Raw genomic sequence first — 17,617 nt, 5'->3', positions numbered from 1 at the left:
CCCGCAAGCGTCAGCGACGCAGCGTCGCCCGCGCCAAGCGGTTGCCGATGAACTGGCCGAGCTGCACGATGACGACGATCGCCGCCACCGAGACGTAGACCACCCACCAGTCGTAGCGCTGCGAGCCGTAGGTGATCGCGTACTCGCCGAGCCCGCCACCACCGATCAGCGCACCCTGCGCCGTCATGTCGACGATGCCGATGTAGATGAACGTGTAGCCGAGGATCAGGGGGCCGAGACCCTCGGGGATGAGCACGGTCAGCAGGATCGAGACCGGGTGCGCACCCGAGGCCCGGGCCGCCTCGACGACGCCCGGGTCGACCGACAGCAGGTTCTGCTCGACGATCCTGGACACCGCGAAGGCCGCGGCCAACGAGATCGCGAAGGTCACCGCGGGGACACCGATCGTGGTCTGCACGACGACCCGCGACAGCGGCGCGATCGCGGCGAGGAAGATCACGAACGGGATCGGGCGGATCAGGTTCACGAACACGTTGAGCACCGTGTACGCGGTGCGGTTGCCGAGGACGTTGCCCGGCCGGGTCGCGTAGAGCAGCAGGCCGAGCGCGAGGCCGATGACCCCGGCGATGACCAGCGAGATCAGCGACATCACGATGGTGTCGCGGATGGCGGCGAGGAAGACGTCGAACGTGTCGATCACGCTCTGGAACGAGTTGTTGTTCACGCGGCGGCCTCCTCGTCGGTCGTGACGCCGTCGGCGCGGAGTGCGGCGATCGCGGCGTCGATGGCGCCGGGCTCGGCGCCGGGCGCGCTCAGTTCGTAGGTGAGCGACCCGATCCGACGCTCCCGGATCTCGCCGACCCCGCCGTAGACGAGCTCGGCGGTGACCCCGGCGGCGCGGAACGCTGCGTCGATGCGGTTCTGCAGCCCGGCCTCGTCGGTGATCTGCACCGTGACGAGCCGACCCGGGTGGCGGTCCCGCAGGCGCCGGAGCGTCTCGGGGGAGGGCCGGTCGTGCAGCGCGGTGCGGACGAAGCGCTGCGCGGCACCGGTCTTCGGGGTCGAGAACACGTCGTAGACGTCCCCGACCTCGACGACCCGCCCCTGCTCCATCACGGCGACCCGGTCGGCGATCTGCCGGACGGCGTCCATCTCGTGCGTGATCACGATGATGGTGACGCCGAGCTCCCGGTTGACCCGGCGGAGCAGCGCGAGCACCTCGGACGTGGTCTCCGGGTCGAGAGCGCTGGTCGCCTCGTCGGCGAGCAGCAGGTCGGGCGACGCGGCGAGGGCGCGGGCGATGCCGACGCGCTGTTTCTGGCCGCCGGACAGCTGCTCCGGGTAGGCGTGGGCGCGCTCGAGCAGGCCCACGAAGTCGAGCAGCTCGGCGACGCGACGGTTCCGCTCGGCCTTCGGCACACCGGCGACCTTGAGCGGGTACGCGACGTTGCCGGCGATCGTGCGGGACCGGAACAGGTTGAACTGCTGGAAGATCATCCCGATGTTGCGACGCGCCAGACGGCGGTCCCGCTCGGGGATCGCCGTCAGCTCGCGGCCCGCGACGGTCACCGTGCCGGAGCTCGGCAGCTCCAGCGCGTTGACCAGGCGGACCAGGGTGGACTTGCCGGCACCGGAGTACCCGATGACGCCGAGGACCTCTCCCTGGTGCACGTCCAGGGAGACGTCCTCGACGGCCACCACGGTCTCGCCGGTGTCGGCGCGGCGGTAGTGCTTCGAGACGCCGCGGAGTTCGACGAGGACCGGCACTACTGCTTGGCCGCCTTCGCGTCCTGCTCGACCTGGGCGAGCTCGTCCTGCAGCTTCGAGGCGCTCTCGTCGCGGGCGACGGCCTCGGGCAGGTCCTTCGCGAAGGCCTTCTGCACGGCGTCGTCCTGGAACAGCTCGGCCAGGTCGAGGTAGGTCTTGTTGCCCTTGTCCTCGTCGCGGACGGCGAACACGTTCACGTACGGGGCGGCGCTCGCACTCGAGGGGTCGTCCTGGTAGATCGCGTCCGAGATCGGCAGACCGGCGGCGGTGGCGAAGTTGTTGTTCACGACGGCGGCGGCGACGGAGCCCTGCTGCAGCGCGTTCGCGGTCTGCGAGGCGTCGAGGGGCTGGACGTCGACCTTCTTCGTCTCGATGTCGTCGGCGGTGGAGAACGCCGAGCCGCCGTCCTTCAGGGTGATCAGGTCGGCAGCCTGCAGGATCAGGAGCGCACGGGCCTGGTTGATGGAGTCGTTCGGGATCGCGACCTTGGCGTTCGCGGGCAGCTCGGACGGCTTGTCGTACTTCGTCGCGTAGAGCGGCAGCGGGTAGACGGCGGTCGAGCCGATCGGCTGCAGGTCGTCGTTCGAGGTGACGTTGTAGTCCGCCAGGTACTGGATGTGCTGGAACTGGTTGATGTCCAGCTGGCCGTCCTTGAGGGCGGGGTTCGGCAGCGAGTAGTCCGAGAAGTTCGTCAGCTTGACGGTGACGTTGAGCTTGTCCTTCGCGAGCTTCGTGTACGTGCTCCAGTAGCCGAGCGACTTGTCCGCGACACCGATCGTGACGGTCTTCGGGGCGGCGTCACCGGCGGCACCGGCGTCGTTGCTCCCGGAGCGGAGGGCGCCGACGACGACGGCGACGACGATCGCCACGACGACGATCGCGGCCGCGACGATCCAGCCGATCGGGCGCTTGCCCTTCGGCTTCTCGGGCAGTGCGGGGGCTGCGGACATGCTGGTGCTCCTCGTGGGCCGTGCGTGTGGGGGAGCCGCGGTGGTCCGCGGCGTGGAGACGAGTGTGACGTGCGGTCCACCCCCGGTGCGAGTTCCGTTCCGTCGTGTTACGCAGCACTTGATCCGTGCCGCCTGCGTCGGAGCACGCGTCCCGACACGACTTGGTTGACTCGGATCGTGCGCAGCATCGAACTCGTCCTCGGCCCGGAGTCGGACGCCGCCGTGCGGTCCGCCTGGCAGGCCCTGATCGACGCCGACCTGCCGAGCCTCGGTCGGCACCCGTCGCCGTCGAACGCCCCGCACGTCACCCTGGCCGCCGGGGACACGCTGCCCGTGCCGGCCGGGTTCCGGACGTCGGTCCCGACCGCGATCCGGCTCGGCGGGCTGCTGCTCTTCCCCGCGGGTGCCGGTCGGTCGGTGCTGGTGCGCGCGGTGGTCCTCGACGCGGCGCTCACGACCTTCCACGGCGAGGTGCACGCGGTCGCGCCCGGCGGCGTCGAGACGTCACTGCCCGGGCACTGGTCGCCGCACGTCACTCTGGCTCGCCGGGTGCGTGACGAGGACCTGCCGCGCGCCGTCGCTGCGCTGCGCGCCGTGCCGCTGCCGGAGACGCTCGACGTCGGCGGCGTGCGGCACTGGGACGGCGAGACGCGGACGATCACGCCGCTCGCGTTCACGACCGACTAGCGGGGCGCGGCCTGGAGGCCCGGTTCAGGTCCCGAGCACCCGCTCGCCGAACGCGGATGCGAACGTCCGCTCCGGGTCGGCCCGGGCGACGAGGTCGCGGAAGTCCGCCAGCCGCGGGTACAGCCCGGCGATCGCCGCGTGGTCGAGCGAGCTCATCTTGCCCCAGTGCGGTCGGCCGTCGAAGGCCGCGAGCCGGGACTCCAGGTCGGGCAGGAGCGTGGCGACCTCGGTCGGGTGCTTCTTCCAGGTGAACGCGATGCAGAGGACGTCCTCGCCCTGGGTCGGGCTGAGCCAGAGGTCGTCCGCGGCCATCGTCCGGAGTTCGCAGACGTGCAGGTGCGGCTGGATCCGGTCGGCGAGCCCGCGGAGCGCGTCGAGGGCGGCCGCCGCGTGCCGGAGCGGGACGAAGTGCTCGCTCTGCACCTCGGACCCGTGGCTCGGGACGGACCCGATCGGGAAGTGCGGCAGGCGGTCCCACCACGGGCCGACCGAGCCGTCGCGCGCGGTCCGGTGGTCGTCGCCGGGGGTGCCGGGCAGGCGCCGTGCGCCGGCCAGGGGCTCCGGGACCGGCACGTCCTCGGCGCCCTCGGGGACGCGCGACTTCACCAGGACCTCGGTGATCGCATCGGCGAACACGGTGTAGGCGCACACCGAGTACGCGGCGGCGTGCACGGCAGCGACGTTCGCCGTGAAGGTGTCCCAGGGGATCGCGCCGTAGACGTCCTGACGCATCCGGTAGGACGGTTCGACGTCGAGGGTCACCCGGGTCACGATGCCGAGCAGTCCGAGGTGCAGCACGGCACCGTCGAACGCGGGGTCCGTCCGGTCGATCGTCCGGGCGGAGCCGTCCGGACCGAGCACCTCGAACGCGCGCACCGCGGTGGCGAGCGAGCCCAGTGCCGTGCCGGAACCGTGGGTGCCCGTCGCGACCGCACCCCCGGCCGAGATGTGCGGCAGGGACCCCGTGTTGTGCAGGGCGAACCCGGCGCGGTCGATGTCGGCCGCGACGTCGCCGTACCGGGTGCCGGCCCCGAGCGTGACGGTGCGGCGCTCGGCGTCGACGACCAGGTCGGTGGGGATCCCGGTCAGGTCGAGCAGGGTGCCTGCGGTGTCGGCGACGTCGTTGAACGAGTGCCGGGTGCCGAGGCCGTGCACCCGATCGGCATCGGCCACGATCTGGGCGGCCTCGTCGATCGACGACGGGCGGACGACCCGTTCGGCCGTGTACGTGACCGTGCCGGACCAGTTGAGCTCGCTCGTCGTCGACCGCATGGCGCCCACCCTGCCACGCGGTCCGGAGACGGGCGCGGGCCGGGCGCCGGTCCCGTCACGGGTTCGGCGTCCGGCCCGGCTCGTCGGTCGGTGCGCGAGGCTCGTCGGTCAGTGCACCGGCGGGGGCGTCGGCGCGCCCTCGGGCACCTCGGGCCGGCGGACGAACACCGACGCCAGGATGCCGAACAGCGAGATGATCGCGCCGACCATGAAGGCGGTGCCGACGCCCGACGCGGTGGCCACCTGGACCCCACGAGCACCGGAGCCCTCGACGGCGGTGGCCGCACCGATCGTCAGCAGCGTGACGAACAGGGCCGTGCCCGCCGCACCGGCGAGCTGCTGCGCCGTGCCGAGCACCGCGCTGCCGTGCGAGTACAGCTTCGGGGGCAACCCGCCGAGCGCCGCGGTGAACAGCGGCGTGAAGGTCAGGGCCAGGCCGATGCTCAGCACCACGTGCGCACCGAGGACGAACCACACGCTGGTGTCGACGCCCACGGTGGAGAGCGCCCAGAGCACGGCGCTGACGATGATCGATCCGGGGATGAGCAGCACGCGCGGGCCACGGCGGTCGTAGATGCGACCGACGATGGGGGAGAGCAGGCCCATCAGCAAGCCACCGGGGAGCAGCAGCAGGCCGACCTGCAGGACCTCGAGGCCGAGCACGCGCTCCAGGTAGATCGGCAGCAGGATGAGCGTGCCGAACATCGCCATGAAGCTCAGGCCCATCGCGACGATCGGCACCGTGAAGCCACGGGTGCGGAAGGTGCGCAGGTCGAGCAGGGCGCTGTCGGTGTGCTGCAGGCGCGTCTGCCGGACGATGAACACCGCCAGGGCCACGGCACCGACGACCAGGGCGGTCACCGGGACGAGCGGACCGGTCGTGCCGGCTTCACCGATGCTGGACAGGCCGTAGACGATGCCGCCGAACGCGAAGGCGGAGAGGATGACCGAGACGACGTCGATCGGTGCCTTGCGCGGCGTCGAGACGTTCTGCACCTTGACCATGCCGAGGATGAGCGCCGCGATCGCGATGGGCAGCACGAAGCCGAACAGCCAGCGCCACGAGAACGCGTTGAGGATCAGGCCGGAGATCGTCGGGCCGATGGCCGGAGCGACCGAGATGACGATCGAGATGTTGCCCATGATGCGGCCACGGTGCGCGGGGTCGACCAGGGTCAGGACCGTCGTCATGAGCAGCGGCATCATGATCGCGGTGCCGCTGGCCTGCACGATGCGGCCGACGAGCAGGACGGTGAAGCCCGGCGCGAGCAGGGCGATCAGCGTGCCGACCGAGAACAGGCCCATCGCCCAGACGAACACCGGTCGGGTGTTGAAGCGCTGCAGCAGGAACCCGGTGATCGGGATGACGACCGCCATGGTGAGCAGGAAGCCGGTGGTCAGCCACTGGCCGGTCGCGGCGCTGATGTCCAGGTCGTCCATGAGCCGGGGCAGGGCCACGCCCATGATGGTCTCGTTGAGGATGACGACGAACGCGGAGACGAGCAGCAGCCCGATCACGAGTCGGGTCTCGGCAGCGGACGGCTGCGAGACGCTTCCCGTGCGGGGGGCGGAATCGACGGCCTGGGTCATGCGGGTGCTCCTGGTGGGTCACGACGGGTGGAACGGGTGTGGCGCAGGACGCGCAGACAGGCCAACTCCCTGAGTGGATGCGATTATTCCGCTTCGCTCCGACATCCGCAGGTGAACGATCGGTGCCGAGCACGCCGGTCGTCGGCGCAGCTCCCACGCACGTCCACTCAGTGCAGGATCGCGAACCCGTCGGCGTCGCCGTGCGGCACGACCGACCGCAGGCTGACGTCGGTCACCGTGGCCGACGGCGGACCGGTGCGCAGGCACTCGACCAACGAGTCCACGGCGACCGAGGGTCCCTCGGCCTCGACCTCCACCGTGCCGTCCCAGAGGTTCCTCGCGTAGCCGACGAGGTCGAGCCCGTCCGCCTTCCGAGCGGTCCAGTACCGGAAGCCGACCCCCTGGACCGTCCCCGACACCACGGCATGCACCCTCGTCACCGTCGTCATGTCCTCCACGCTAACCGCGACGGCCCCTCGGGAGTTTTCGGCCCCGTGACGATCTGTTTCCGGCTCGTGACGAGCGCACCGCGTCGGCAGTGATAGTGTCATCACAACCCGAACACTTCGAGTCAGATTGACACTATCTCCACCATGGACGAAGCAGGCATCCGCGTCGCGGTCTCCACCGTGATCGTCGCACTGCGCCCGCACCCCGACACCGGGGCCCCGGCGCTGTGGATGCCGCTCGTCCGACGCGTCGCCGAACCGTTCGAGGGTTCCTGGGCGCTCCCCGGCGGCTGGGTCGGCGACGACGAGGGCCTCGAGGACTCCGCGGCCGCCCGACTGCGTGAGACGACGAACGTCCAGCCGCGGTACCTCGAGCAGCTCTACGCGTTCGGTGACGTCGGACGCTCCCCGAGCCGCGTGGTGTCGATCGTCTACTGGGCACTCGTGCACCCGGACGAGGCGAACGTCGTGCCCGACGACTGGAACGTCCGGTGGTTCCTGGCCGACGAGCACCCGCCGCTCGCCTTCGACCACGACCGCATCGTCGAGTACGCCCTGTGGCGGCTGCGCAACAAGATGTCCTACTCGCGGATCGCGCAGGCGTTCCTCGGTGACCGCTTCACCCTCGCCGAACTCCGCGGCGTGTACGAGGCGGTGCTCGGCCGTGCACTCGACCCCGCGAACTTCCGTCGGCAGGTCGAGAAGACCGACGCGGTCCTGCCGACCGACGAGACCACGAGCGGGGGTCGGCACCGTCCGGCCCGGCTGTACCGCTCGAACCCCGACCTGGCCTACGCGGACAACGGCCCGCTGCAGACCGGGGCCGATCAGCACCAGCAGCGGAACCGATAGGAAGCCCCGTGTCCATCGCCACGACGATCGAACTCATCTCCAACGGCAAGGCCGGCGGCAGCACCTGCACGCCCGACCTCGCGATGCCGACGTGGGACTTCGACTCCCGCCCCGGGTACGGCCCGGGGTCGTCGATGTCCGACGTCATCCCGACGAGTGCCCCGCGCCAGGGTGTCCTGCCCGACGAGTACAAGACGGCCCCGACCGACGAGCTCCACGAGCGCATCGAGCGGGCGAAGGCCACCCTCGGCGACCGGGTCGTCGTCCTCGGGCACTTCTACCAGCGCGACGAGGTCGTCCGGCACGCGGACTTCCTCGGCGACTCGTTCCAGCTCGCGAACGCCGCCCTGACGAAGCCCGACGCCGAGGCGATCGTGTTCTGCGGCGTGCACTTCATGGCCGAGACCGCCGACATCCTGGCGCGCGACGACCAGCGCGTGATCCTGCCGAACCTGGCCGCCGGCTGCTCGATGGCCGACATGGCCGACATCGACAGCGTCGAGGCCGCGTGGGCGGAGCTGACCGCGGTGTACGGCACCGAGCCCGACGCCGACGGCCGCGTCCCCGTGATCCCGGTCACCTACATGAACTCCGCCGCCGACCTCAAGGCCTTCTGCGGTCGCAACGGCGGCATCGTGTGCACCTCGTCGAACGCCGCGACCGTGCTCGAGTGGGCCTTCGAGCGTGGGCAGCGCGCCCTGTTCTTCCCCGACCAGCACCTCGGCCGCAACACCGCGAAGGCGATGGGCATCAGCACCGGCCTGATGCCGATGTGGAACCCCCGGAAGCCCCTCGGCGGCAACGAGACGAGCGACCTCGAAGCGGCGAAGGTCATCCTCTGGCACGGCTTCTGCTCGGTGCACCGCCGCTTCACCGTCGAGCAGATCGACCAGGCCCGCCGCGAGCACCCGGGCGTGCAGGTCATCGTGCACCCGGAGTGCCCGATGGCCGTCGTCGACGCCGCCGACCACGCCGGCAGCACCGACCTGATCCGGAAGACCGTCGCCGCGGCCACCGAGCCGACGACGTTCGCGATCGGCACCGAGATCAACATGGTGAACCGGCTCGCCGCCGAGTACCCGCAGCACACGATCTTCTGCCTCGACCCGGTCGTCTGCCCCTGCTCGACGATGTACCGGATCCACCCGGGCTACCTCGCCTGGGTGCTCGAGGCACTCGTCCGCGGCGAGGTCCTCAACGAGATCGTCGTCCCTGCCGACGTGCAGGCCGACGCCAAGGTCGCGCTCGAGCGCATGCTCGCCGCCAAGCCGCGCGGCTGAGACGCGGACCCGACCGAACGAGGGAGACCACCGTGCACGTCGTCATCGTCGGCTCCGGCATCGCCGGCCTGACCGCAGCGATCCGCGCCAGTGCCCTGCACGACGTCACCCTGGTGACGAAGGGGGCGCTCGCCGACAGCGCCACCGCGTACGCCCAGGGCGGCATCGCGGTGGCGCTCGGTGCCGACGACTCCGCGGCGCTGCACCAGGCCGACACCCACGTCGCCGCGGCGGGCAGCGCCGACGCCCGGGCCGTCGAGGTCCTGTGCACCGACGGGCCGGCCCGCGTCCGCGACCTGCTCGCCCTCGGGGTGCCCTTCGACCGGTCGTCGGACCCGGCGACCCTCGACCGGTACGGCGACGACCTCGCCCGCGGGCGAGAAGCTGCGCACGGCCGGTGGCGCGTCGTGCACGCCGACGGTGACGCGACCGGAGCCGCCATCGAACGCACCCTCATCGCGGCACTGCACCGACGGCACGTCACGATCCTCGAGCGCACGAGCCTGACCGACCTGGTCGTCCGCGGCGGCGTGGTCGTCGGCGTCGACGTCCTCGACCTCCTCGGGGAACCCCGCCGGCTCGACGCCGACGCCGTCGTCATCGCGTCCGGGGGAGCCGGACACCTGTACCGCGAGACGACGAACCCGCTGGTCGCGACCGGTGACGGGGTCGCCGCCGCCTGGCGTGCCGGTGCCGTCCTCGCCGACCTGGAGTTCGTCCAGTTCCACCCGACACGGCTGGCCGTCCCCGGTGGCGGACTGGTGTCCGAAGCCGTCCGCGGTGAGGGCGCCGTCCTCCGTGACGCCGCCGGGCACCGCTTCATGACCGACGTGCACCCGGACGCCGAGCTCGCCCCGCGTGACGTCGTCGCGCGGGGGATCGCCGCCGCGGTGCGCGACCAGGGCGGCGCACCCGTGTTCCTCGACGCCACCGGCCTCGACGCCGGGTTCCTGGTCACGCGGTTCCCCGGACTCACCCGGGCCACCCGCGCCGCCGGGTTCGACTGGACCCGCGAGGGCGTCCCGGTCGCACCGGCCGCGCACTACTCGATGGGCGGCATCGCCACCGACGCCGAGGGCCGCACCAGCCTGCCCGGACTCCTCGCCGTCGGTGAAGCCGCCTGCACAGGGGTCCACGGCGCCAACCGGCTCGCCTCGAACTCGCTGCTCGAGGGACTCGTCTTCGCGGTCCGCGCAGCGGACGCGGTCGCCGCACCGCGACCCGGCCTGCTCCGCCTGCGCGGGGACGCGGGTCTCCACGTCACCAGCGTGCCCCGAGCGGCTGACGCGATCCGTTCCTCCCGTCCGACCCTGCCTGGAGGCGCGACCCACCTCGACGACCTGGGTGCGGTCCGGCAGGCGGTCCAGTCCGTCATGACGGACCGCGTCGGGCTGCTCCGGGACGCCGTCGGGCTGGCCAGCGCGCGCCGCGACCTCGACGCGCTGACCGCGCCGACCGCGCCGACCGGCGGCGTGCGCGAGCACGAGGACCGTGCGCTGCTCGACCTGGCGCGACTCGTCGCGCTCGCCGCCGAGGCCCGCACCGAGTCCCGCGGGGCGCACGCCCGCACCGACCACCCCGGCACCGACCCCACCGCCCCGGCCTCGTACGCCTGGGTCGCCGACCACACCGACGCACACCCCGACGAGCACACGGATGAACGCACGGACGGCTCCGCAGCCGTCCCGCAGGAGGTACCCGCATGACCACCGACCCCGGCACCATCCCGCCGCACGCGCTCCGTCGCGTGATCGAGACCGCGCTCGAGGAGGACGCACCCTGGGGCGACGTCACCAGCGAGACCCTGATCCCCGCCGAGGCGACCGCGACCGCGACCCTCGGCGCGCGCGAGCCCGGCGTGCTGAGCGGCGGGGCGGTGTTCGTCGCCGTGATGCACGCCGTCGACCCGGCGATCCACGCCGTCGTGCACGTCGCCGACGGCACGCGCTTCGTCGCGGGCGACGTCCTCGCGACCGTGACCGGGTCGGCACGTGCCGTGCTGCGGGCCGAGCGGGTCGCCCTCAACCTGGTGCAGCGGATGTCGGGCATCGCGACGACCACCGCGGCGCACGTCGCTGCCGCCGCGGGCACCTCGGCGCGGATCGTCGACACCCGGAAGACGACGCCCGGCCTCCGAGCACTCGAGCGGTACGCCGTCCGGTGCGGCGGCGGACACAACCACCGCACCTCGCTCTCCGACGCCGTGCTCGCCAAGGACAACCACCTGGCGGTGCTCCTGGCCGGCGGGATCGGCATCGGCGACGCGATCGCCCAGGCCCGCCAGCGGCTCGGGCACACCGTGCACGTGGAGGTCGAGGTGGACCGGATCGACCAGATCGAACCCGTCGTCGCGGCGGGGGTCGACACGATCATGCTCGACAACTTCACCCCGGACGAACTCGTGACCGGGGTCGGCATCGTCGCCGGACGCGCGCTCGTCGAGGCCTCGGGAGGCGTGTCGCTCGACACCGTCGCGGCGATCGCGGCCACCGGCGTCGACGTCATCTCGGTCGGGGCGCTGACCCATTCGGCGCGGGCGCTCGACCTCGGGCTCGACATCGACGTCGCGGTGCCGGTGCGGGACTGAGCGTGTTCTACCTGGACCGCGCCGCCACCACCCCGGTCCGCCGCGAGGTGCTCGAGGCGATGTGGCCGTACCTGACGGGGGTGTTCGGCAACCCCTCGTCGACGCACGGGGTCGGGGACGAGGCCGCGCGGGGACTCACCGCCGCACGGGCCGCCGTCGCCGGGGTGCTCGGGTGCCGGCCCGCCGAGGTCGTCTTCACCACCGGCGGCACTGAGGGGGCGAACACCGCGATCAAGGGGATCGCCCTCGCCGCGCCCCGCGGTCGGCACGTCGTCACGAGCGCCATCGAGCACGAGGCGGTGCTGGAGAGCTGCGCGTACCTCGCCCGCTTCCACGACTTCGACGTCACCGTGCTGCCCGTCGGCCCGGACGGCCGCGTCGACCCGGCGGTGCTGCGCGCGGCACTCCGCCCGGACACCACGCTCGTCTCGATCGCGCACGCCGACAACGAGATCGGCACCGTGCAGGACGTCCCCGCGCTCGCGGCGGTGGCGCACGAGGTCGGGGCGCGGTTCCACACCGACGCCGTGCAGTCCGCGCCCTGGCTGCCGATCGGTCTCGGGGTGCTGGGCGTCGACGCGCTGTCGTTGTCCGGGCACAAGCTCGGTGCCCCGAAGGGCACCGGCGTGCTCGCCGTGCGCGCCGGCGTCCCGCTCGAGCCGCTGCTGCACGGCGGGGGACAGGAACGGGGGCGGCGGTCCGGTACCGAGGACGTGGCCGGTGCCGTGGCGGTGGCGACCGCCCTCGGGCTGGCGGCGGAGACGGTGCGGTCGGGGGAGGGCACCGCGACCACCGTGCGCGACGCGGTGCTCGACGGCGTGCTCGCCGCGGTCCCCGGCGCGTTCGTCACCGGGTCGCGGGAGCACCGGCTGCCCGGGCACGCGTCGTTCTGCTTCCCGGGCGTCAACGGCGAGACCGTCCTGCTCGAGCTCGAGCAGCGCGACGTGGTGTCGTCGTCGGGCAGTGCCTGTGCCGCGGGCAGCACCGAGGCCTCCCACGTGCTCACGGCGCTCGGGATCCCCGAGGACGTGGCGCGCACCGCGCTCCGCCTGACGTTCAACGCGGTCCTGACGGCCGATGACGTCCCGGTCGTCGTCGGGGCCGTGGCCGAGGCTGTGGCAACCGTCCGTGCCCTCGGCTGAGGTGTACTAGACGTTCTACTCCATCTCTGGGTACGTGTCCCCCCTTCTGCGGACAACCGATCTGCGTCAGAGTGTCGTCATGGCAAACGCGATGATGACCCGGACACGACGGGACGACCGCTTCCGAGCGGTGCAGCTCCTGCCGGCGCCGGCCACCCTCGTCGCGCTCGCCCTGGCAGCGCAGCACGACCTCGGCACGGCCCCGCTCGGGATCATCGCCGTGGTCGGAGCGCTCGCGACCGCCGGGAGTGCCCTGCTCCCGATGGTCCGGCCAGCCGCCGCCCACCGGTCGATGCCCGCACCGACCGAGACGGACCGGTACCGAGAGGACACCGAACACCCTTGAGGTCCACCACCGTGCGGTTCCCCTGAACCGAGCCGCGCGGTGGACCCAGACCGGATGTCGACCCCCTGATCGACGTCCGGCGCGGGGCGCGACGTTCCCCCTGTCGTCGTGTCCCGCCGTACACCGCGATCCCGCCGTGGGTCGACGTCCGCACCCCTGAGCGGCGTCGGTTCCCCTGCAGCCCACGGCGGGATCCGGTTCCCCGGTAGCGTCGTCGCATGCCCTCGTACCGCGCGACCCTGGCGATCGGTGCCCTCGCACCCGGCACCGCCCCGGACGCCGTCCTGCCCGCCGCGGCCGCCCTCGTGCGCGAACACGCCGTGGTCGAGGCCGAGGACGTCCGGCTGCTCCGTGGTGTCCCCTGTGCCGTCGTGCGCTTCGAGGCCGAGGACGACCGTGCCGCCGCGGCCGTCCGCGACGCCGCAGTCGACGGGCTGCGGGACGTGGTCGAGATCCGCTCCGACGTCGTCACCCGGCGCGAGGGCGGTCGCTGGATCCCCGTCGCCTGACCGCCGGGCGGTCGCCTGACGGTCAGGCGGTGTGCGTCGCCGGTTCGGGGGTCCCCGGCCAGACGTAGTCCAGGTCGTCCGGCACTTCCGGGAACAGCTCCCGGTAGTGCTCCGGCGCCTTCTGCACGAGCTTCGAGCGGTGCGAGACGTGCAGGGCCTCGTCGTCGTTCCACGGCGGGACCGGCACGTCGCCGCGCTCGTACGCCGCCAGGTCCTCCGGCACACGGCCCAGGTCGAGCAGGGTCTTCTCGAGACACGTGTCGGCGTACCCGCGCTCGGCCCAGACGCGGCACGTTGCCTCCTGGTACGCCATCAGCGCCGGACGGTAGCCGCGCCACATCGCCGTCACCGGGTGGTGCTGCCAGCCGTAGTCGGGGAGTGTCAGTGCGCGCATCACCTGCAGGGTCTCGACCCGCTGCTTGCCGAGCCGCCGGTCGTCGAGGACCTCGGCGGATGCCCGGAAGTCGGCGAACGGCAGGAAGGTCTGCATGGCGCGGACGCTACCCCGACCGACTGGCACCCGACACATGTCGTCACGAACGTGCCGCCCGCCCCGGCAGCGTGTGAGCATCGACCGCATGAGCGGAGAACTGGTCGTCGGCGTCAGTGGCAGCCCATCGGACCCCTCGCGGACCTCGACCCTGGTCGCGGCGACGGTGGCCCGGTTGGCCGAGGAGATCGACGGTGCCCGGACCGAGACGATCGAGATCGGCCCGCTGCTGGCCGACCTCGGAGCGGCCTCGGGTCGCGAGACGATGTCCGACCGCACCCGCCGGGCACTCGAGACGGTGGAGGCCGCGGACGTGCTCGTCGTCGGCAGCCCGGCCTTCCGGGCGGCCTACTCCGGTGCCTTCAAGCTGTTCTTCGACTGGGTCGGCCAGTACGACCTCGTCGACACCCCGGTGCTCCTGACCGCCACCGGTGGCAGCGACCGGCACGCCCTGCTCGTCGAGCACCAGATGCGCCCGCTGTTCGGGTTCTTCCAGTCCACGACCCTGCCGCTCGGGGTGTTCGGCAACGAGCGCGACTTCACCAAGCGCGAGGGTGGCTACGACATCGCGAGCGTCGACCTCGAGCTCCGCATCGACCAGGCCGTGCGCCGGGCCGTGCCGCTCATCCGCGGCGGCTTCGCCACCGCCGGCCTGACCGACGTGCGGCGCCCCGCCGAGTTCTGATCCTCGTGCGCGCGCCCGGCTCTTCCGGGCGTCCCTGGTGGTTCCGGGCGTCCCTGGTCGAAAGTTCTCACCAGGTATGCCCGGAACCACCAGGCATCGCGCGTGCCATGGGAAGGAACGGGCGCGACCCAGCGTGACCAGCAGGCGGACGGGAGGCCCGTGGCGACGCCCGCCACGGGCCTCTCCCCACCGGCACGGCCGGTCGGCCGCTGGCGCGTCCGCCCGGTACCGGCGGCGTGGGCCCAGTCCGTCGTTGGCTCAGCCGAGCAGGGACGCGACGTGTGCGACCGCCAGGCGGTAGCCGTCGGCGCCCGCGCCGGCGATGACCGCCGTCGCGGCGGTGGCGACGTGGTCGACGTGGCGGAACGGCTCGCGCTTCCACGTGTTCGACAGGTGCACCTCGACGACGGGGACCCACAGAGCCTCCACCGCGTCGTGCAGCGCGACCGAGGTGTGCGCGTAGGCGGCGGGGTTGATGACGACCGCGGCGAAGTCGTCGAGGGCCTCGTGCAGCCACTCGACCAGCTCGCCCTCGCGGTTCGTCTGGCGGAAGTCGGCCTCGAGCCCGTGCACGGCCGCCTCGGTGTGCACGATCGCCTCGATCTCGGCGAGCGTCACGGTGCCGTACTGCTCCGGGTCGCGGCGCCCGAGGATGTCGAGGTTCGGGCCGTTGAGGACGAGGATGCGCGACGCGTCGGTCATGGGCCGAGCGTAGCGAACCGGGGGAGCGGTGCGCGGCTCGGACGATGCATGTGCTGGCTATGTGAACGGTCACAAATCGGTGTAACGTCTCCGTCCGGGTCGGCAGAGTTGTCGACTGCAACACACTGACGTGGAGATGTGAATGGTTCTCGCTGCAGCGAACGAAGGGATCCGGCTCGACTTGGGCTGGGTCGACTACCTGATGATCATCGTGTACTTCGCGGTCGTCATCGGGATCGGGTTCACCGCCCGCAAGCAGGTCCGGACGAGCATGGACTTCTTCCTGTCCGGCCGCTCGATGCCGGCGTGGATCACGGGCCTGGCGTTCGTGTCCGCGAACCTCGGCGCCACCGAGATCCTCGGCATGGCGGCCAACGGTGCCCAGATCGGCATGGCCACCCTGCACTACTACCTCGTCGGCGCCGTGCCCGCGATGGTGTTCCTCGGCCTCGTGATGATGCCGTTTTACTACGGCTCGAAGGTCCGCTCCGTGCCGGAGTTCATGCTGCGCCGCTTCGGCAAGGCGCCGCACCTGGTGAACGCGATCGCGTTCGCGGTGTCGAACGTGCTCATCGCGGGCATCAACCTGTACGCGATGGCCATCGTCATCGAGGCCATGCTCGGCTGGCCGGAGTGGCTGGCGATCATCGTCTCCGCCGGCTTCGTGCTCGTCTACATCACCCTCGGCGGGCTCTCGAGCGCGATCTACAACGAGGTCATGCAGTTCTTCGTGATCATCGCCGGGCTCATCCCGCTGACGATCGTCGGTCTGCACCGCGTCGGCGGCTGGGACGGCCTGTCGAAGGCCATCACCGAGACCCAGGGCGTGCAGCACCTGCAGGCCTGGGCCGGCACCGGCTTCGGTGACGTCACCAACCCGATCGGCGCCAACTGGCTCGCCATCGTGCTCGGCCTGGGCTTCGTGCTCGGCTTCGGCTACTGGACCACGAACTTCACCGAGGTGCAGCGTGCGTTCTCGGCGAAGAACATGTCCGCGGCCCGCCGCACCCCGCTCATCGCCGCGATCCCGAAGCTCTTCATCCCGGCCATCGTCGTGATCCCGGGCCTCATCGCCGCGGCCGTCGTGGGCAACCAGTTCGCCGACGGCACGCTGACCTACAACGACGCGATCCCGAAGCTCATCCAGATGTACCTGCCGACCGGTGTGCTCGGCATCGCGGTGACCGGTCTGCTGGCGTCCTTCATGGCCGGCATGGCGGCGAACGTCTCGTCGTTCAACACCGTCTTCACCTACGACATCTGGCAGCGCTACATCCGCCCGAACATGCCCGACCTGCACTACCTGAAGACCGGCCGCTGGGTCACCGTCGTCGGCGTCGTGGTCGGCATCGCGACCGCGTTCATCGCGGCCCAGGCGTCGAACATCATGACGTACATGCAGACGCTGTTCTCGTTCTTCAACGCACCGCTGTTCGCCGTGTTCATCCTCGGCCTGCTGTGGAAGCGCATGACGACGCAGGGTGCGCTCTGGGGCTACGTCCTCGGCATCGTGACCCCGACGATCACCTGGATCGCCTACCTGGTGAACCCGGACCTGTTCGCCACCGCGACCGCGGAGACCCTGTACGGCGCGATCATCTCGTTCGTCACCGTGCTGGTCGTCGGCTTCGTCGTCTCGATGCTCACCAAGCCGAAGGACGAGAAGGAGCTCGGTGGACTCGTCTACGGCGTGGGCAAGATCGACCTGCACGGCGACTCGGTCGCGACGGACACCGCCTGGTACCGCTCGCCCGCACTGCTCGGCACCGTCGCGCTCGTCCTGTGCGTCGTCCTGTACCTCCCGTTCCTCTGATCCGCGAAGGAGACCACTTCTCATGAGTGACACCACCACCCCCGGCGCGATGACCGAGGAGCAGAAGGCAGCCCTCGTCCGCTCCACCCGCCGACTCGACCTGCGCCGCATCCTCGGCGGCCTGTTCGTCCTGTACGGCGTGATCACGACCATCGTCGGGATCGTGCACTGGAACACCGACCCCGAGAAGACCGGCGGGATCCACATCAACCTGTGGGTCGGGATCTCGCTGCTCATCGGCGGCGGCCTGTTCTTCCTCTGGGACCGCCTGAACCCGGTGCCCGCCGAGGACATCATCGGCCAGGCCGAGGGCGAGTCGCACCAGCGTGCCGCGGGCGAGGGGCGCGAGCTGGCCTGAGGCTGCTTTGGTCGGGCGTCCCCGGCCTGACGCTGAACGACGAAGCCGCTGTCGGACGACAGCGGCTTCGTCGTTTCCGGCCGCGGCGGCCGGCGCCTTGACCCGGGCCGAGCGTTGCGGGTAGCATTGATATGTCGATCGGGTGCTGCTCGGTCGAAAGTGATCCTCGGATGTCCT

The 17,617-nt window shown here is 71.5% G+C and carries 19 protein-coding genes; 11 read left to right on the top strand and 8 right to left on the bottom strand.

Annotated elements, in window-relative coordinates; translation table 11 throughout:
• Positions 1–10: 10 nt before the first annotated feature.
• The 3 genes from DEJ06_RS01325 to DEJ06_RS01315 are packed head-to-tail and all read right to left on the bottom strand — an operon-like array spanning position 11 to position 2,678.
• Complete coding sequence (locus DEJ06_RS01325) at positions 11–685, bottom strand: methionine ABC transporter permease (protein WP_017888525.1); 675 nt, start codon at positions 683–685, stop codon at positions 11–13.
• A complete protein-coding gene (locus DEJ06_RS01320; RefSeq protein ID WP_111038146.1) occupies positions 682–1,728 on the bottom strand; it encodes a methionine ABC transporter ATP-binding protein in 1,047 nt (348 codons plus the stop codon). Before DEJ06_RS01320 ends, DEJ06_RS01325 begins: the two co-directional genes overlap by 4 nt.
• Positions 1,728–2,678: a MetQ/NlpA family ABC transporter substrate-binding protein gene (locus DEJ06_RS01315; protein WP_110863447.1), complete on the bottom strand. Its 951-nt coding sequence runs from the start codon at positions 2,676–2,678 to the stop codon at positions 1,728–1,730. Before DEJ06_RS01315 ends, DEJ06_RS01320 begins: the two co-directional genes overlap by 1 nt.
• 177 nt (positions 2,679–2,855) lie before the next feature.
• Here DEJ06_RS01315 and DEJ06_RS01310 point away from each other — a divergent pair, with 177 nt between their 5' ends.
• Positions 2,856–3,365, top strand: a complete 510-nt coding sequence (locus DEJ06_RS01310; RefSeq protein ID WP_111038145.1) for a 2'-5' RNA ligase family protein — start codon at positions 2,856–2,858, stop codon at positions 3,363–3,365.
• Positions 3,366–3,389: 24 nt separating this feature from the next.
• On the opposite strand, the gene DEJ06_RS01305 is transcribed toward DEJ06_RS01310, so the two are convergent.
• The 3 genes from DEJ06_RS01305 to DEJ06_RS01295 all read right to left on the bottom strand — a co-directional run bounded on the left by DEJ06_RS01305 (position 3,390) and on the right by DEJ06_RS01295 (position 6,676).
• Positions 3,390–4,637, bottom strand: coding sequence for a D-arabinono-1,4-lactone oxidase (locus tag DEJ06_RS01305; RefSeq protein WP_111038144.1), 1,248 nt, complete (start codon positions 4,635–4,637; stop codon positions 3,390–3,392).
• Positions 4,638–4,745: 108 nt separating this feature from the next.
• Positions 4,746–6,227: an MDR family MFS transporter gene (locus DEJ06_RS01300; protein ID WP_111038143.1), complete on the bottom strand. Its 1,482-nt coding sequence runs from the start codon at positions 6,225–6,227 to the stop codon at positions 4,746–4,748.
• 167 nt (positions 6,228–6,394) lie between these two features.
• Entirely contained in the window at positions 6,395–6,676 is a 282-nt protein-coding gene (locus tag DEJ06_RS01295; RefSeq protein ID WP_071247546.1) for an acylphosphatase, read from the bottom strand.
• Positions 6,677–6,820: 144 nt separating this feature from the next.
• Between DEJ06_RS01295 and DEJ06_RS01290 the strand changes: the two genes are divergently transcribed.
• From DEJ06_RS01290 to DEJ06_RS01260, 7 genes are all read left to right on the top strand, one after another.
• Positions 6,821–7,528: an NUDIX domain-containing protein gene (locus DEJ06_RS01290; RefSeq protein ID WP_035808830.1), complete on the top strand. Its 708-nt coding sequence runs from the start codon at positions 6,821–6,823 to the stop codon at positions 7,526–7,528.
• 8 nt (positions 7,529–7,536) lie between these two features.
• Complete coding sequence (nadA, locus tag DEJ06_RS01285; RefSeq protein WP_111038142.1) at positions 7,537–8,808, top strand: quinolinate synthase NadA; 1,272 nt, start codon at positions 7,537–7,539, stop codon at positions 8,806–8,808.
• Between the two features lie 32 nt (positions 8,809–8,840).
• Complete coding sequence (gene nadB / locus DEJ06_RS01280; protein WP_111038141.1) at positions 8,841–10,514, top strand: L-aspartate oxidase; 1,674 nt, start codon at positions 8,841–8,843, stop codon at positions 10,512–10,514.
• A complete protein-coding gene (gene nadC / locus DEJ06_RS01275; RefSeq protein WP_111038140.1) occupies positions 10,511–11,395 on the top strand; it encodes a carboxylating nicotinate-nucleotide diphosphorylase in 885 nt (294 codons plus the stop codon). Before nadB ends, nadC begins: the two co-directional genes overlap by 4 nt.
• A gap of 2 nt (positions 11,396–11,397) precedes the next feature.
• On the top strand, positions 11,398–12,537 hold the full coding sequence (locus DEJ06_RS01270; RefSeq protein WP_111038139.1) for a cysteine desulfurase family protein: 1,140 nt from the start codon (positions 11,398–11,400) through the stop codon (positions 12,535–12,537).
• A gap of 79 nt (positions 12,538–12,616) precedes the next feature.
• Positions 12,617–12,883 carry a hypothetical protein gene (locus DEJ06_RS01265; RefSeq protein WP_111233264.1) on the top strand — a complete coding sequence of 89 codons (267 nt, stop codon included), beginning with the start codon at positions 12,617–12,619 and terminating at the stop codon, positions 12,881–12,883.
• A gap of 218 nt (positions 12,884–13,101) precedes the next feature.
• Positions 13,102–13,392 carry a hypothetical protein gene (locus tag DEJ06_RS01260; protein WP_110863438.1) on the top strand — a complete coding sequence of 97 codons (291 nt, stop codon included), beginning with the start codon at positions 13,102–13,104 and terminating at the stop codon, positions 13,390–13,392.
• Positions 13,393–13,414: 22 nt separating this feature from the next.
• On the opposite strand, the gene DEJ06_RS01255 is transcribed toward DEJ06_RS01260, so the two are convergent.
• Positions 13,415–13,882: an MSMEG_6728 family protein gene (locus DEJ06_RS01255; protein ID WP_111038138.1), complete on the bottom strand. Its 468-nt coding sequence runs from the start codon at positions 13,880–13,882 to the stop codon at positions 13,415–13,417.
• An 88-nt stretch (positions 13,883–13,970) separates the two neighbouring features.
• Between DEJ06_RS01255 and DEJ06_RS01250 the strand changes: the two genes are divergently transcribed.
• Positions 13,971–14,567, top strand: coding sequence for an NAD(P)H-dependent oxidoreductase (locus DEJ06_RS01250; protein WP_027466300.1), 597 nt, complete (start codon positions 13,971–13,973; stop codon positions 14,565–14,567).
• A 258-nt stretch (positions 14,568–14,825) separates the two neighbouring features.
• On the opposite strand, the gene aroQ is transcribed toward DEJ06_RS01250, so the two are convergent.
• On the bottom strand, positions 14,826–15,269 hold the full coding sequence (gene aroQ, locus DEJ06_RS01245; RefSeq protein WP_027466301.1) for a type II 3-dehydroquinate dehydratase: 444 nt from the start codon (positions 15,267–15,269) through the stop codon (positions 14,826–14,828).
• Positions 15,270–15,411: 142 nt separating this feature from the next.
• Between aroQ and DEJ06_RS01240 the strand changes: the two genes are divergently transcribed.
• Both DEJ06_RS01240 and DEJ06_RS01235 read left to right on the top strand, forming a co-directional pair.
• Positions 15,412–17,082 (top strand): sodium:solute symporter family protein, encoded by a 1,671-nt coding sequence (locus DEJ06_RS01240; RefSeq protein ID WP_071405106.1) that lies wholly within the window; start codon positions 15,412–15,414, stop codon positions 17,080–17,082.
• A gap of 22 nt (positions 17,083–17,104) precedes the next feature.
• On the top strand, positions 17,105–17,440 hold the full coding sequence (locus DEJ06_RS01235) for a hypothetical protein (protein WP_111038137.1): 336 nt from the start codon (positions 17,105–17,107) through the stop codon (positions 17,438–17,440).
• Positions 17,441–17,617 lie beyond the last annotated feature (177 nt).

It is taken from the genome of Curtobacterium sp. MCLR17_051, from assembly GCF_003234395.1.
Lineage (GTDB): Bacteria > Actinomycetota > Actinomycetes > Actinomycetales > Microbacteriaceae > Curtobacterium > Curtobacterium flaccumfaciens.
The sequence above is the reverse complement of the archived record's forward strand: the minus strand, read 5'-3'. Positions and strand labels throughout refer to the sequence as shown.

Excerpts from the sequence above, each read along its gene's own strand:
- aroQ (WP_027466301.1), bottom strand. The coding sequence starts at position 15,269 with ATGACCGACGCGTCGCGCATCCTCGTCCTCAACGGCCCGAACCTCGAC.
- DEJ06_RS01315 (WP_110863447.1), bottom strand. The coding sequence starts at position 2,678 with ATGTCCGCAGCCCCCGCACTGCCCGAGAAGCCGAAGGGCAAGCGCCCG.
- DEJ06_RS01240 (WP_071405106.1), top strand. The coding sequence starts at position 15,412 with ATGGTTCTCGCTGCAGCGAACGAAGGGATCCGGCTCGACTTGGGCTGG.
- DEJ06_RS01305 (WP_111038144.1), bottom strand. The coding sequence starts at position 4,637 with ATGCGGTCGACGACGAGCGAGCTCAACTGGTCCGGCACGGTCACGTAC.
- DEJ06_RS01235 (WP_111038137.1), top strand. The coding sequence starts at position 17,105 with ATGAGTGACACCACCACCCCCGGCGCGATGACCGAGGAGCAGAAGGCA.
- DEJ06_RS01265 (WP_111233264.1), top strand. The coding sequence starts at position 12,617 with ATGGCAAACGCGATGATGACCCGGACACGACGGGACGACCGCTTCCGA.
- DEJ06_RS01250 (WP_027466300.1), top strand. The coding sequence starts at position 13,971 with ATGAGCGGAGAACTGGTCGTCGGCGTCAGTGGCAGCCCATCGGACCCC.
- DEJ06_RS01295 (WP_071247546.1), bottom strand. The coding sequence starts at position 6,676 with ATGACGACGGTGACGAGGGTGCATGCCGTGGTGTCGGGGACGGTCCAG.
- DEJ06_RS01300 (WP_111038143.1), bottom strand. The coding sequence starts at position 6,227 with ATGACCCAGGCCGTCGATTCCGCCCCCCGCACGGGAAGCGTCTCGCAG.
- DEJ06_RS01255 (WP_111038138.1), bottom strand. The coding sequence starts at position 13,882 with ATGCAGACCTTCCTGCCGTTCGCCGACTTCCGGGCATCCGCCGAGGTC.
- DEJ06_RS01290 (WP_035808830.1), top strand. The coding sequence starts at position 6,821 with ATGGACGAAGCAGGCATCCGCGTCGCGGTCTCCACCGTGATCGTCGCA.
- nadC (WP_111038140.1), top strand. The coding sequence starts at position 10,511 with ATGACCACCGACCCCGGCACCATCCCGCCGCACGCGCTCCGTCGCGTG.
- DEJ06_RS01260 (WP_110863438.1), top strand. The coding sequence starts at position 13,102 with ATGCCCTCGTACCGCGCGACCCTGGCGATCGGTGCCCTCGCACCCGGC.